15 protein-coding genes are annotated in these 13984 nt (G+C 69.2%); 5 read left to right on the forward strand and 10 right to left on the reverse strand.

Annotated features, from left to right (window positions below):
- Positions 1–54 precede the first annotated feature (54 nt).
- Genes FWJ67_RS03410 through FWJ67_RS03425 form a run of 4 tightly spaced genes read left to right on the forward strand, consistent with a single transcriptional unit; the run spans position 55 to position 3988 of the window.
- Positions 55–1092, forward strand: coding sequence for a glycosyltransferase family 9 protein (locus FWJ67_RS03410; protein WP_304172451.1), 1038 nt, complete (start codon positions 55–57; stop codon positions 1090–1092).
- Positions 1093–1094: 2 nt separating this feature from the next.
- Positions 1095–2264, forward strand: a complete 1170-nt coding sequence (locus FWJ67_RS03415) for a glycosyltransferase family 4 protein (protein WP_304172450.1) — start codon at positions 1095–1097, stop codon at positions 2262–2264.
- Between the two features lie 3 nt (positions 2265–2267).
- Positions 2268–3425, forward strand: a complete 1158-nt coding sequence (locus FWJ67_RS03420; RefSeq protein WP_414482575.1) for a bifunctional heptose 7-phosphate kinase/heptose 1-phosphate adenyltransferase — start codon at positions 2268–2270, stop codon at positions 3423–3425.
- A complete protein-coding gene (locus tag FWJ67_RS03425) occupies positions 3422–3988 on the forward strand; it encodes an adenylyltransferase/cytidyltransferase family protein (protein ID WP_304172448.1) in 567 nt (188 codons plus the stop codon). The genes FWJ67_RS03420 and FWJ67_RS03425 overlap by 4 nt, the downstream gene beginning before the upstream one ends.
- Positions 3989–4010: 22 nt before the next feature.
- On the opposite strand, the gene FWJ67_RS03430 is transcribed toward FWJ67_RS03425, so the two are convergent.
- The 10 genes from FWJ67_RS03430 to FWJ67_RS03475 all read right to left on the reverse strand — a co-directional run bounded on the left by FWJ67_RS03430 (position 4011) and on the right by FWJ67_RS03475 (position 12569).
- Positions 4011–4736 (reverse strand): TetR family transcriptional regulator, encoded by a 726-nt coding sequence (locus FWJ67_RS03430; protein ID WP_304172447.1) that lies wholly within the window; start codon positions 4734–4736, stop codon positions 4011–4013.
- A gap of 172 nt (positions 4737–4908) precedes the next feature.
- Complete coding sequence (locus FWJ67_RS03435; RefSeq protein ID WP_304172446.1) at positions 4909–6147, reverse strand: hypothetical protein; 1239 nt, start codon at positions 6145–6147, stop codon at positions 4909–4911.
- A 62-nt stretch (positions 6148–6209) separates the two neighbouring features.
- Positions 6210–6839: a hypothetical protein gene (locus FWJ67_RS03440; protein ID WP_304172445.1), complete on the reverse strand. Its 630-nt coding sequence runs from the start codon at positions 6837–6839 to the stop codon at positions 6210–6212.
- Between the two features lie 77 nt (positions 6840–6916).
- Entirely contained in the window at positions 6917–7405 is a 489-nt protein-coding gene (rnhA, locus tag FWJ67_RS03445) for a ribonuclease HI (protein WP_304172444.1), read from the reverse strand.
- A gap of 4 nt (positions 7406–7409) precedes the next feature.
- Positions 7410–7982, reverse strand: coding sequence for an HDIG domain-containing metalloprotein (locus tag FWJ67_RS03450; RefSeq protein WP_304172443.1), 573 nt, complete (start codon positions 7980–7982; stop codon positions 7410–7412).
- 46 nt (positions 7983–8028) lie between these two features.
- Complete coding sequence (locus tag FWJ67_RS03455) at positions 8029–8727, reverse strand: succinate dehydrogenase iron-sulfur subunit (protein WP_304172442.1); 699 nt, start codon at positions 8725–8727, stop codon at positions 8029–8031.
- A 78-nt stretch (positions 8728–8805) separates the two neighbouring features.
- A complete protein-coding gene (sdhA, locus tag FWJ67_RS03460; protein ID WP_304172441.1) occupies positions 8806–10536 on the reverse strand; it encodes a succinate dehydrogenase flavoprotein subunit in 1731 nt (576 codons plus the stop codon).
- A gap of 89 nt (positions 10537–10625) precedes the next feature.
- On the reverse strand, positions 10626–11009 hold the full coding sequence (locus FWJ67_RS03465) for a succinate dehydrogenase hydrophobic membrane anchor subunit (protein WP_304172440.1): 384 nt from the start codon (positions 11007–11009) through the stop codon (positions 10626–10628).
- 72 nt (positions 11010–11081) lie between these two features.
- Positions 11082–11438, reverse strand: a complete 357-nt coding sequence (sdhC, locus tag FWJ67_RS03470) for a succinate dehydrogenase, cytochrome b556 subunit (RefSeq protein ID WP_414482156.1) — start codon at positions 11436–11438, stop codon at positions 11082–11084.
- A 54-nt stretch (positions 11439–11492) separates the two neighbouring features.
- Complete coding sequence (locus FWJ67_RS03475; RefSeq protein WP_304172438.1) at positions 11493–12569, reverse strand: M42 family metallopeptidase; 1077 nt, start codon at positions 12567–12569, stop codon at positions 11493–11495.
- A 239-nt stretch (positions 12570–12808) separates the two neighbouring features.
- Between FWJ67_RS03475 and FWJ67_RS03480 the strand changes: the two genes are divergently transcribed.
- Positions 12809–13798 carry a tagatose 1,6-diphosphate aldolase gene (locus FWJ67_RS03480; protein WP_304172437.1) on the forward strand — a complete coding sequence of 330 codons (990 nt, stop codon included), beginning with the start codon at positions 12809–12811 and terminating at the stop codon, positions 13796–13798.
- Positions 13799–13984: the final 186 nt, after the last annotated feature.

Consider the following 13984-nt stretch of genomic DNA (forward strand, 5'->3'; position numbering starts at 1 on the left):
AAGGACGGATCCTCTGAGTCTTTTGACCCATCGAGTATCCGTCGGATTCTGGTCTTGATTCTGAGCCCTTTGGGCGACACCCTCTTCGCCACCCCAGCCCTCCAGGCGCTGGACTTGGCCTACCCGGAAGCCTCCATCACCGTCTGCTGCTGGCCCAGCAGTGGGGCCCTGCTCCAACACAACCCGCACGTGGATCGGATCATCACCTGCAAGCACAGCCTCGACCTGCCCCGGACCCTGCACGAGCTCCAGGGCGAAGCCATCGACATGGCCGTGGGGCTCTCCCACTTCGGCAGCTGGCTGTTGCCTCTGGTGCGGGCCCGCTTCCGGGTGGGCTTCCGGTCCGACGAGCTGGGCTGGCTCTACTCGGTCCCCGTCCCCGACGACCGGCAGGTCCACGCGGCCCAGTACTGCCTCGAGGTGGTCCGGGCGGTGGGCGCCCCCCAGGTTCCCCTGCGCCTCCAGATCTGGGTCCGGCCCGAGGAGCGGGCCGAGGCCGCCCAGATCCTTCAGACCCGGGGCCTGGCCGGCTACCCGGTGGTCGCCATCCACCCCGGCGGCCATCACTTCCGGGGGAAACGCTGGTCCCCCGAGGGCTTCGCCCAAGTGGCCGACGCCCTGATCGACGAGAAGGGGGTCCGGGTCGTCCTGGTCGGGGGCGACGAAGACCGGGAGCTGGCGGAGGAGATTCGGCGCCGGGCCCGCCGGCCGCTGGTGGACCTCACCGGCCAGCTCAACCTGCGCCAGACGGCGGCCCTCCTCCAACTGTGCCGCCTCTTCATCGGCAACGACTCAGGTCCCCTCCACATCGCGGAAGCGGTGGGCACGCCGGTGGTGGCCATCTTCGGCCCCACCAATCCGGCCAACTTCGCCCCCCTGATCGAACCCAGCCGGCTGGTCCGTAAGGACCTCTGCGGGCCGTGCATCCACTGGCTGGAGCCGGGGAGCTTGTACTTCCATTCCATCCGGAATCCCGACTGCAACTTTGAGTGCATCCGCCAGGTGACCGCGGCCGACGTGCTGGCGGCGGCCCGGGCCCTGCTGGAGGAGGCGGAGCCCCAGCGGGAAGTACCGGCCAGCAAGGGGTTGTGATCATGCACATCGCCATGTTCTCCGACAGCTACCTGCCCTACGTCAGCGGCGTGGTCCGCTCCATCGAGATCTTCACCCGCGAGCTCCGATCCCGGGGGCACACCGTCTCCATCTTCGCCCCCGCCTACCCCAACCAGGGCCCGGACGAGCCAGGGGTTTACCGCGTCCCCTCCATCCGGACGCCCTACCACCGGGAGTTCACCCTGGCCATTCCCTTCTCGCCCCAGCTGGCCCGCCAGGTGCGGGAGCTGGGAGTGGACGTGATCCACGTCCACTCGCCCTTCATCATGGGCCGGGTGGGGGCTCGGGCAGCCCGGCAGCTGGGGCTCCCCTTGGTCTTCACCCACCACACCCTGTACGACCAGTACGTCCACTACGTGCCGGTGGCCCCGCCCGCCCTCACCCGGCGCCTCACCGTCCGGGTGGTCACCGCCTTCGCCAACCGGTGCCACCAGGTCATCGCCCCCAGCCGGACGGTGGCCGAGCGGATCCGGGCCCAGGGGATCACCGCGCCCGTGCGGGTCATCCCGACGGGGATCCAGACGGACCGCCTGGCTTCCGGCGATCCCGGGTGGCTCGCCCGAACCTGGGGGATCCCCGCGGGTGAGCCGGTCTTGATCTATGTGGGCCGGCTGGCCAAAGAGAAGAACCTGGACTTCCTGCTGGAAGCCTTCGCCCAGGTGCGCCAGCGGGTCCCCCGGGCCTGGCTGGTCTTCGTGGCCGGCGGGCCCGAGCGGGCCCATCTGGAGGCCCGGGCCCGGGAGCTGGGCATCGGTCCCCGGCTGATCATGACGGGCGTGCTCCCCTATGAGCGGGTGATCGACGCCTATGCGGGGGCCGACCTTTTCGTCTTCGCCTCCCAGACTGAGACCCAGGGGATGGTCATCGGCGAGGCGATGGCGGCCGGGCTGCCCGTGGTGGCCGTCGCCGCCTCGGGCGTCACCGATCTGGTCCGGGACGGGGTGGACGGCTACTTGACCCCGCACCAGCTGGCGCCTTTCGTGGAGCGGGTCGTGGAGCTCTTGGAGCACCCCGAGCAGCGCCGCCAGATGGGCGCGGAAGCCCGTCGCCAGGCGGAGACCATCTCCGTCGCCCGGACCACCGATGCCCTCCTGGAGGTCTATGCCGCAGCAGAGGCCAGCCTCCGGCAGGCGGCTACCTCATCGGCCTAGAAGATGGGCCCAGAAGCTTCCCAAAGAGGAGGAGGAAGGCCTACGGCCACCCAGAAGCCCCCTCAAGCGAGCCGGCCCATTCCCGACCCCACCGGCGGCCGCCGGGCTCTGGCCGTCCCTGCCCTGGCCGGTCTGGTCCGGACCTTCTCCGGCCGGCGGATCGTCGTCGTGGGAGATTTTCTCGCTGACTGCTACCTGACCGCGGAACCCACCCGGATCTCCCGGGAGGCGCCGGTGCTCATCCTGCGGGAGACGGGCCGCCACATCCGCCCCGGTGGCGCCGGGAACGCGGCGGCCAACGTGGCCGCCCTGGGGGGCGTGGTGGAGGCGGTGGGCCTGGTGGGTGATGACGAGCCGGGCCGCTCCCTGCGGCAGGTGCTCGCCGCCTCAGGGCTGAAGGTGACCGGACTGGTGGAGGTGCCCGGCGGCCAGACCATCACCAAGACCCGGGTGGTGGCCGGCAGCCGCCATGCCGTCCAGCAGCAGGTCCTCCGCATTGACCGGGCCGAAGAGTGGGAGCCCCCCGCCTGGGCCCGGGAGCAGCTCTACCAGGCCCTGGAGCGGGCCCTGGCCCGGGCTGACGGGGTTCTCATCGCCGATTACGCCGCCCGGGTGGTGGATGAGCCGGTGGTGGACCAGATCCGGCAGGCCCGCCGGCGGCGCCCCCTGCCCGTGGTCATCGACACCCGCCACCGGCTGCCCTTCTTCCACCGGGTGGGGCTCCCCACCCCCAACCAAAGCGAGGTGGAGGAGTGGCTGGGCCAGCCCCTGCACACCCAGGGGGAGGCGGCCTGGGCCGCCCAGGAGCTCTGCCGGCGCCTGGAGGTGGAGGCGGCGCTGGTCACCCGGGGCGAGGAGGGGCTCATCGCCGCCCGGGCCGGGGGGCCCACCTTCCACGTGCCGGCCTTCCGGCCCACCCGGGTCTACGACGTCACGGGAGCGGGGGATACGGTGGCAGCTGTGCTGGCCCTGGCCCAAGCGTCGGGCGGGAGCCTCTTGCAGGCGGCCCTGCTGGCTGTGGTGGCCGGCGGCATCGTGGTCCGCAAGCCGGGCACGGCCACCGTCACCAGCCGGGAGATGCTCGCCTACCTCAACGGGAACGGGGAGCTGCCCCATCCTTCCCCAGTGGAACCCCAGCCGCCGGGAGGGAGCACCCCATGAGCCCTCCCCGCCCGCCTGAAGCCTGCCCGTCCCCGGCCAGCCCCTCCCCGGGCGCCCGGGTGGGTCCAGCCCCCATGGGGCCCGCCCACCGCCTGTACGACCTCTGGAGCTTCCAGGCCGTGCGGGCGGAGCTGGAGCAGGAAGGGGCCCGGATCGCCCTGACCAACGGCTGCTTCGATCTCCTCCACCCGGGCCACCTCCATCTGCTGCTGGTGGCCCGCTCCCAGGCCGACCGGCTGGTGGTGGGCCTCAACACCGATCTCTCCGTCCAGCAGCTCAAAGGGGCGAGCCGGCCTGTGCAGCCCGCCGCCCACCGGGCCCTCCTGCTGGCCGCGCTCCGGCCCGTGGACTACGTGGTCCTCTTCGGAGACCGCCATGCGGACCGGCTCCTGGAGGTGGTCCGGCCCCATGTCTACGTCAAAGGCGGGGACTACACGCCCCAAACCCTGCCCGAGGCGCCCACCGTGCGGCGCCTCGGCATCGAGCTGAGCTTGGTCGATCTCCGGTCGGGGCTCTCCACCACCCGCTTGATCCACCGGGTCGCGGGCGGCCCCGCCGGCTGAGGTTCCCTTGTCGGAGGCGGTGTCACGCCGACGCGCTCTGGGAGAGCTCCTCCGTGGGCTCGGCCGCCTCTGCCGCGGGAACCGCCCGCTCCAGCTCCTGGAAGAACCGCTCCTTGTTGCCGAAAGCGTACATGATCTGGCCGTACTTCAGACCCGCCTGCCGGGCCACCGCCGCCAGGGTGAGCTTGCGGCCCTTGGCCTGGAGCTCTCGGGCCGCATTGATGGCCAGCTCAATGGCCTCCTCCTTGGGGATCCGGCCCCGGACCATGGTCCAGCGGTCGCCAGGCGGGACCACCGCCTCCATCTGGCGGGCCGCTCCTTCCACCCGTTCCTGCACCTCCACGAGCTTCCGGACCACCGCCTCCACCTGGCGGAAGGTGTCCAGGGCGAACCGGTCCATCCGGTTCATGCCCGCCACCAGCTGGTTCAGCTGGGCCTCCGCCCGGTCCAGGCGGCTGCGGAGCTCGCCCATCTCCTGGAGGGCCGGCCGGAGGGCCTCGTCCAGCGAGCGGCGAACCTGGTCGGAGGACCGGCCCCATCCCAAAGCCTCCGCCGGCCGGAGGACGGACAGGTAGTCCAGCAGGTTGACGAAGGCCCCAAAGGCCTTCATCCCCATTTCCGCGTAAACACTCTGGAACGGATCGGCCACCTCGTCGGCCGCAGCCTCAGCCCGGGAGGCCGGGAGGGCCCGCTGCTCCTCCACGAGCTTGGCGTAGTAGGGCTGCCTCTCTCGGTTTGAACGGGCCACGTCAACGTCCCCCTTCTGCACGAGAGCTTTGTCTTTCGCGGCTTAGTATGGATCCGAGAGAGGCGATTGATGCGCGCATTCCAGGAAAACGCGCAAAAAAGCGACGGGCCCGCGCGCTCGGGCGGGGCCCGCCAGGGAACCGGTTCCGTCCAAGAGGCGCTGGGACGGGCGCTCAGTCGCTCTCCCGACGCCACCACTCCACATCGGTGCTGTACTGGTCCAGCGCCCGGGCCCACCGCTGCCGCTTCTCCTCCACCCGGCTGCGGAGCTCCTCCCGCTCCGCCTGGGTGAGGGAGCCCTCCACGATGGCCTCCAGCCGCTCCCGCAACTCGGGCGCGAGGGAGCTCCCCTTGGATTCGGCCACCTGCACCAGTGCATCGAGGAGCACCTTCCGGTCGCGCCGCAGCAGGAGGTCCAGCGCATCCCGCTGGACGGCGATGGAACGGTCCTCCACCGCCATCCGCCGGGCCTCGGAAAGGAGCTCCTCGCTGGGCAGGAAGTCGATGAGCCTCAGAGCCACCTGCCGGACGGCCTCTCCGCCCTGCCGGGCCAGAATCTTGATGGCCTTCTCCATGGCGTCGGCCCGGGCCTGCCGGAGGAGCTGGCCCACCTCCGCCGCGCCCTGCCCGCCGTCCCTGAGCTCCAGCCCCGCTTCCTCCAAGGCCAGCAGGGTGGTGGCCGCATCGTCGCGGTTCTTGGCATCGACCAAGACCAGCCGGACCAGATCGACGGCTGTCTCCACCATCTCCCGGCTCCGGGCCACCTCCACCCCCACCTTGCGGACCCGGCTGTTGCCGTCCGCGAGCCACTGGCGGATGACCGAGACGGGGAGCTTCTTCCCCGCTTCCAGGAGGGCATCCCGGCTCTTGCTCTCCAGCCGGTCGAGCTTCTCCCCTTCAGGCTTGCGGTAGAAGGCAACCAGGACCTCCGCCAGCCGGGGGTGGCCCGACTGGCCCGCGAGATAGATGGCCAGGCACTGGAGGAGGTAGTCGCGGGTCGCGAGAGCCTTCTCCACCGCCTTCGCCAGGTGCTCCGGCTCGAAGGCCAGGCACAGATGGATCAGCTCCCCAGCCAGCCACCCTTCGTCGGTCTGCCGGATGAGCCGGAAAAGCCCCGGCAGGACCTCCGGCTCCTGGGTGAGGGAAGCCAAGACCTGCTTGATCTCGTCCCGGGCCTCGTAGAAACGGTGCCGCAGGTGCCGCTCCATGTCGGCGAAGAACTGATCGGTCTTGCCCCGGGACAGAAGGTACGCGTAGAAGTGCCGCTGGACCTCTGGCGGCTCCCGGTCCAGCTTCTTCAGGAACTCCCGGGTCTGCTTCGGTTCGAGCGCCACCCGCTCCAGGGCCTGCCGCTCCTCGCCGCGGCCAGGTTCCTGATCCCGCAGCGCGTCAAACTGCCTCGAGACCGCCATGCGGTAGGCCTCACTCTCCATCCTCATGGGATACCAAGCCTCGCTTCAACCGTGCTCCTCGGCTACTGACGCTCCAGGAAGTGGTACTCTGTCCAGCGCACGTCGGCCCGGATGCCCAGCGGGTCCACACGCGCCTGTTGGTGGTCCAGGAGCACGAACTCTCCTTCGGTACGGAAGACCTGCTGGATGGTGACCCGACCCCACCAGTACTGGACCTGAATGCGGTTGATCAGAAAGGTCTTAGGGTCCACCCAAATGGTTCCCCAACGGGTCTGACTCTCTTCCCCGGGGAGGGGCGTCCCGTAGAAACGGTGGTAGAGGTGCCCATCCAAGGACTCCACGCCCTGGTACTCAATGGCAAAGGTCTCCAGCCAGTCGGCCACCTCGAAGAGGGTGGCCGAGATTTCCTTGGGGAAGAGGGCTGGAGCCCCTTCCAAGACGACCTCCGCCACGTCGCTCGTCTTTAGGACCCTGCCGGTGAAGTGCCAGTGCATGATCAGGAGTCGAACATCGTACTCCTGATAGGCCACCATGTCCTGACTGTAGATACGGTTCGCGGCCGCCACCCGATCGAGAAAGGGACCGATCTCGTCGGGTCGCAAGGGCTCCACGCCTGCCGCAGCCTGGGCCGCGGGCGCTGCCAGCACCAGGGCGACCAGGACCCAGACGACCCTGCTCTTCGGGGGAACCACCCTCGTCCCTCCAGGTGGCAAGCATTCTTACTGACCTGCCCATTCCGGCATCTGCGGAAGACTTCGGGTTGAGGGGCTCAATCTCCTGCCGGGGGGGCCTCCTCCCCGGTTCCCGGCCGGGCCCGGGCCGCCTCCCGGATGGCGGCCCGGGCCAGCTCGTCGCACCGTTCGTTCCAGCGGACCTGGGCGTGCCCGGGGACCTTCAGCCACCGGACCCGGTGGCGGCGGGCCAGCTCCAGCAAGCGGCGCCAGAGGTCCTGGTTCTCCACCGGCTCCTTCCGGGCGTTCCGCCAACCGTTCTGCTGCCAGCGCTTGATCCAGCCCTGCTGGAAGGCGTTGACCAGGTAGGCCGAGTCGGAGTAGAGGTCCACCTGGCAGGGCCGCTTGAGCGCCGCCAGCCCCTCCACCGCCGCCCGCAGCTCCATCCGTTGGTTGGTCGTCTCAGGCTCGAAGCCGGAGAGCTCTTTCACGTGGCCCCGGTAGAGGAGAACGGCCGCCCAGCCCCCCGGGCCCGGGTTGCCCGAGCAGGCGCCGTCGGTGTAGATCTGGACCCGCTCCCCCGCCATCGCCTCAACCCGCCAGGTCCAGCTCCGCCGCGATGCTGCTCATGGCCTGGATGACCCGTTCCACGTGCTCTTGGAAGGGCACCCCCAGCTCCTCCGCGCCCCGCTCCAGATCCTCCCGGTTGACGCCCCGGGCGAAGCTCTTGTCCTTCATCTTCTTCCGAACCGACTTGAAGGCCACCTGGTCGATGCGCCGGTCGGGCCGAACCAGGGCCACCGCCGTTAGAAAGCCCGTCAGTTCGTCCACCGCGAAGAGGGCCCGGTCCAGGAGGCTCTCCCGGGGAACGGTCGGGTCCGCATGGGCCTGGATGGCATGGAGCATGGCCTCCGGGTAGCCCCGCTCCCGGAGGATGGCCACCCCCCGGTGGGGGTGCTCCTCAGGCCAGCGCTCGTAGTCCAGGTCGTGCAGGAGGCCCGTCCGGGCCCAGAGCTCCTCGGGCTCGCCAAAGTGCCGGGCGTAGGCGGCCATGGCCGCCTCCACGGCCCGGGCGTGCTTCAGGAGCTGGGGTGAGTGGGTGTAGGTCTGCAGCAGGGCCAGGGCCTCCTCCCGGCTTTCGGGGAGGGCGCTGGACGAGGTCACGCAAACACCTCCTCGGTCGGGGCGATGGGCTTCGATCGGGCGCCGACTAGATCCGGGCGTTGAGCAGGAAGCGCTTCACATCCTGGATGGCCCGGGTCACCTCGATCCCCCGCGGGCAGGCATCGGCGCAGTTGAAGATGGTGCGGCACCGCCAGACCCCGAACTTGGAGTTGAGAATGTCCACCCGCTCGGCCGCGCCCCGGTCCCGGCTGTCAAAGAGGAACCGGTGGGCGTTGACGATGGCCGCCGGCCCAATGTAATCCTCGTTGGCCCAGAAGGAGGGGCACGAGGTGGTGCAGGCGGCGCAGAGGATGCACTTGGTGGTGTCGTCGAACCGCTCCCGCTCCTCGGGCGACTGGCGCCGCTCGGTGCGGGGGGCCGGCTCGTCGTTGATCAGGTAGGGCTTCACCGACCGGTAGGCGGCGAAGAAGGGCTCCATGTCCACCACCAGGTCCTTGATCACCCGGAAACCCCGGAGGGGCTCGACGGTGATCCGGTCGCCCAGATCCTTGATGAGCACCTTGCACGCCAGCCGGTTGACCCCGTTGATCAGCATGGCATCCGAGCCGCAGATGCCGTGCGCGCACGACTTCCGGAAGGTGAGGGTGCCGTCCTGGTACCACTTGATGGCGTTCAGGGCGTCCAAGAGCCGGTCGGTCGGCTCCACCTCCACCTCATACCGCACCATGCGCGACTTGGTGTCCGTCTCCGGGTTGAACCGCCGGATGAAAAGCTCCACTTTCATACGTCCCACCCCCGCCGCGGGGCGGGGGAAGCCCGCGCTTCCCCGCCCCCTACTCGACCCCCATCGGTGACCGCTCGTTCAGTACTTCCGCGCTTCGGGCTGGAAGCGGGTGATGGTCACCGGCTTGTAGCGCAGCTCGAAGCTGCCGTCCTCCTTCCGGAAGAAGAAGGTGTGCTTCAAGAAGTTGGCGTCGTCCCGCTCGGGGTAATCCTCCCGGTAGTGGGCGCCCCGGCTCTCCTTCCGGGCCAGGGCCGACTCCACCGTCGCCTCGGCCACATCCAGGAGGAAGCCCAGCTCCAGGGTCTCCAGGAGGTCCGTGTTGTACTGGCGGCCCCGGTCGCCCAACCGCACGTGCTGGTACCGCTCCCGGAGCTCCTTCAGCCGCTCCCGCATGGTGAGGAGCCCCTCCTCGGTCCGGAAAACCGAGACGTGCTCCGTCATCCCGTCCTGGAGATCCTTCCGGATGGCGGCCGCGTTCTCCCGCCCCTCCTGGGTCAAGAGCCGCTCGATCTCGGCCCGGACCCGCCCTTCCGGCTCCTTGGGCAGGGGCACCAGGTCCGCCTCCTGGACGAACTGGCGGATGTGGGCGCCCGCCCGGCGGCCGAAGACCAGGATGTCCAAGAGGGAGTTGGTTCCGAGGCGATTGGCCCCGTGGACGGAGACGCAGGCCACCTCGCCGGCCGCGTAGAGCCCGGGGACAGGCGTGTTCTTCTCGTCCCGCACCACCCGCCCGTCCACATCGGTGGGGATGCCCCCCATGATGTAGTGGGCCGTGGGCTGGACCGGGATGGGGTCCTTCACCGGATCGAGCCCCAGGTAGGTCCGGACGAAGTCGGTGATGTCCGGGAGCCGCTCCTCGATGATGCGGGCGTCCAGGTGGGTCAGGTCCAGGTGGACATAATCCTCGCCGTTGATCCCCCGGCCCTCCCGGATCTCGGAGTAGATGGCCCGGGAGACCAAGTCCCGGGGTGCCAGATCCAGGAGGGTGGGCGCGTAGCGCTCCATGAAGCGCTCGCCCTTGTTGTTCCGCAGGATCCCGCCCTCGCCCCGGGCCCCTTCGGTGATGAGGATCCCCATCTTCCGGATCCCCGTCGGGTGGAACTGGAAGAACTCCATATCCTCCAGGGGCAGCCCCCGGCGCAAGACCAGGGCCATGCCGTCCCCCGTCAGGGCGTGGGCGTTGGAGGTCACCCGGTACATGCGCCCCGCGCCGCCCGTGGCGAAGAGGACCGCCTTGGAGTGGAAGACGTGGAGCTCACCCGTGCGGATCTCCAGGGCGACCACGCCTGCGGCCCGGCCGTCTTCGATGAGCACGTCCAGAACCTGAAACTCGTCAAAGAAGGTGACCTGGTTCTTGATGCACTGCTGGTACAGGGTCTGGAGGATCATGTGACCCGTCCGGTCCGCGGCGTAGCAAGCCCGCCGCACGGGCCCCTCCCCGAAGTTGCGGGTGTGGCCGCCGAAGGGCCGCTGGGCGATGCGGCCGTCGGGCGTCCGGCTGAAGGGGAGCCCCATGTGCTCCAGCTGGTAGACCACGTCGATGGCCTCACGGCACAGGATCTCGATGGCGTCCTGGTCGCCCAGGTAGTCGCTCCCCTTCACCGTGTCGTACATGTGCCATTCCCAGTGGTCCTCTTCCATGTTCCCCAAGGCCGCCCCGATGCCGCCCTGGGCCGCGCCCGTGTGGGACCGGGTCGGGTAAAGCTTGCTGATGACGGCCACGCTGGCTGACCGAGAGGCCTCCAAGGCGGCGAAGAGCCCGGCGCCCCCTGCCCCCACGATGCAGGCGTCAAAGGTGTGATGCTGCATCCCGCTGCCTCCTTACTTCCTTCCCCTTCACCGGCGGGCCGCTCCCGGCCCGTGCCGAACCAGACCTGGCAGGACCACCCTGACCCGGGCTAGACGCCAGGGGTGAAGGTGAGGAGTACCTCCGTGCCCATCACCAACAGCACGAAGGCGAGCACGTACAGGGCCGATGTACAGAAGGCCCGCCAGCCCCGGTGATGGACGTAGTCGTCGATCACAACGCGAATGCCGTTGGACCCGTGCAAAACCCCCAAGGCCAGCAGGATCCAGTCGTAGACGCGCCAGAAGGGGACCGCCCACCGCCTTGCCACGAAGGCGTAGTTGATCACCTCGACGCTGTTGATGATGTGCATGATCACGATGTGGCCCAGGGCCATCAGAACAAGCAAGAGCCCCGAGATCCTCATGAAGTACCAGGCGAACAGCTCAAAGCCGCCCCCCATCGGGCGCTGGCGGCTGTAACTGCTCCTGGCCATCTCGCTCCCCCCTTGCCTCAGGCGGCCCGTCCGCCACGGGCCCTACCCCCACGCCGCCCCCACCGGCGCCGGCTAGTAGATGATGTCCCAGATCATGTACCCGGCCACCGGGACGTACAGGATAAAGAAGAGCACCACCACCACTTGGAAGAGCTGGCGCTGCTTCTGGAAGAGCCCCGCCTCGGGCCAGAAGTCGATCAGGATGACCCGGAGCCCGTTGAGGGCGTGGAAGAGGAGCGCCCCCACCAGGGCCACCTCACCCAGCCGGAAGATGGGATGCCGGTAGATGTTCATCACCGTGTCGTAGACCTCCGGGCCGAAGCCGATCAACCAGGTGTCCAGGATGTGGATCACGATAAAGATCATGACCCCCACCCCGGTCACCCGGTGGAGGATCCAGGCCCACATGCCCTGCCCGCCGCGATACACCATCCGTCACCCTTTCCCGAATCCTTTCCCGAAGCGCCCATCGGCGATCGGGGCTTACGACTCCCGGAGCCGCTGGACCGTCGCCTCATCGAGCCGGCGGATCACCGCCGCCAAGAGCTTGACCAACATCTCCAGATCCCCTTCATGCAGGATGGAGGCGTGGCTGTGGATGTAGCGGGTGGCCGGTCCCAAGGCGAGGGCGGGCGTGCCGGCCCCGTGCAGGTGGAACCGCCCCGCGTCCGTCCCGCCCCGGGGCATCACCTCGAACTGGAGGGGGATCCCCTCCTGGGCGGCGGTCTCCACCACCAGGTCCCGCAAGCCCCGGTGGGGGACCATGCTCGCATCGTAGAGGAGCACAACCGGCCCCTGGCCCAGCTTGGCCCGGGCCTCATGCTCCTTGATGCCCGGTGTGTCGCCGGCGATGGCCACGTCCACCGCAAAAGCCACGTCGGGGTTGATCCGCTCGCTCATGGTCTGGGCCCCCCGCAAGCCCACCTCTTCCTGCACCGTGCCCACCGCGTAGACGGTGTTGGGGTGATCGGTCCCTTTGAGCTCGTGGAGGAGCCGCACCGCCACGGCACAGCCCGCCCGGTTGTCCCACGCCTTGGCCATGAGGAGGTCGCCCTTGCCCAAGGGGGTGAAGGGGCAGATGGGCACCACCGGATCCCCCGGCAGCACCCCCAGCTCCTCCGCCTCCGCCCGGCTGCGGGCCCCGATATCAATGAACATGTCCGAGATCTCCACGGGCTGCTTCCGGTCCTCGGGCGAGAGCAGGTGGGGCGGCTTGGAGCCGATGACACCCACCAGCTCCCCCTTACGGGTGAGGACCCGGACCCGCTGGGCCAGCATCACCTGGCTCCACCAGCCGCCCAGGGTCTGAAACCGGAGAAAACCTTCCTCGGTGATGTGGGAGACGAGAAAGCCCACCTCGTCCAGATGACCGGCGACCATCACCCGCGGGCGCTCCGACCCACCCCGGAGCACCCCGGCCACCCCGCCCAGGTTGTCGGTGATCACCTGGTCGGCGACGGGCTTCAGGTACCGGCCCATCACCTCCCGGGCTGGCGCCTCAAAACCCGGAACCCCAGGAGCCTCCGCCAGCTCCTGGAGCATCTGCCTCCATGCCTCCATGCCCATCCTCCCTATGCCGCTCCGATCCCGCCCCCATGGGAGCCCAACCACCCATGGCGTGCCCTTCTGGAGCCGTCTCGAAACCTCCGCGTTACCAACACGGAACGGTTTCGTTGCCCCAACGCCGTCTCCTGCTTCTTTGCGGATCGCTCCTACTCGCAGGAAGCAACCCTCGTCCCGCGGGACAGGGGAAAGCTCCAAGGGGGACGAACACTTCCGTAGGAAAGGGGTTGGTCGAGGTGGAGTCGTTGACCATCGGCCGCTGGAGAGGGCTACAGCAGCTGGCCACGCCCGAGGGCGTCTTCTGCATCGTGGCCGTCGACCAGCGGGGCAACCTGAAGCGGATGCTGGAGAAAGCCGGGCGGCCGTCCGACCCCCAGGCGATGACCGCCGTCAAGCGGGAGATCGTCGGCGCGCTCAACCGGGACGCGAGCGGTTTCCTCTTGGATCCCGAGTTCAGCGCGGCCCAGCTGATGGCCAGCGGGGAGCTCCTGGGCCAGAACGGCCTGGCGGTCTCCTTGGAGGCGACGGGCTATGAGGACCGGGAGGGCGACCGGCTCACCTCCATCCTGGAGGGCTGGAGCGAGGCCAAGATCAAGGCCATGGGCGCCAGCTCGGTGAAGCTGCTCATCTACTACAACCCCCGCCGGGAGGCGGCGGCCCGCCAGCAGGAAGAGCTGGTCCGGCAGGTCTCCGCCCGCACTCGGGCGTTGGATATTGCCCTGATGGTAGAAGTGGTCACCTACCCCTCTTCCGACGACCAGACCCAAGAGGCCTTCCAGGCCGAGCGGCGGGAGCTCATCATCGAGAGCGCCCGGCGGGTCACCGCCTTGGGCATCGACCTCTTCAAGGCCGAGTTCCCCGTCCACCCGTCGGTCACCCAGGACGAGGAGGTCTGGTACGAGGCCTGCCGGGAGCTGACGGAAGCCTCCCAGGTGCCGTGGGCTCTGCTTTCGGCCGGGGTCGACTTCGACACCTACGCCCGGCAGCTGAAGGTGGCCTGTCGGGCCGGCGCTTCGGGCTTCGTCGCCGGGCGGGCCATCTGGCGGGAGGCGGCTGAGGAGACGGACCCGGCCAAGCGGGAGGCCTTCCTGCAGACCACCATGCCCTGGCGGCTGCGGGAGCTGGTGGCCATCGCCCGCCGGGAGGCGACCCCCTGGACGGCCAAGCTCTCTGCCGGCGCGGTCGACGAAGGCTGGTACCGGACCTACCCCGGCCTCAGCCTCTGAGCCCCGCCCAACCTGGCATCTATGGTGCTCCTCTCCGGGCCCGGAACCCCTCCGGGCCCGGACCCTTCCACCGAGAATAGGCCTCCCTGCCCAAGACGATACTTCCCAAGGCGGCGACCGGCAGGAGACCCCTGAGGAGGCGCCGAAGAGTCGTTCGCATACGTTGAGGTGAAGGACTCCCTTGTG

Origin of the sequence: Limnochorda sp. (assembly GCF_047459355.1) — a bacterium.
GTDB lineage: Bacteria > Bacillota > Limnochordia > Limnochordales > Limnochordaceae > Limnochorda.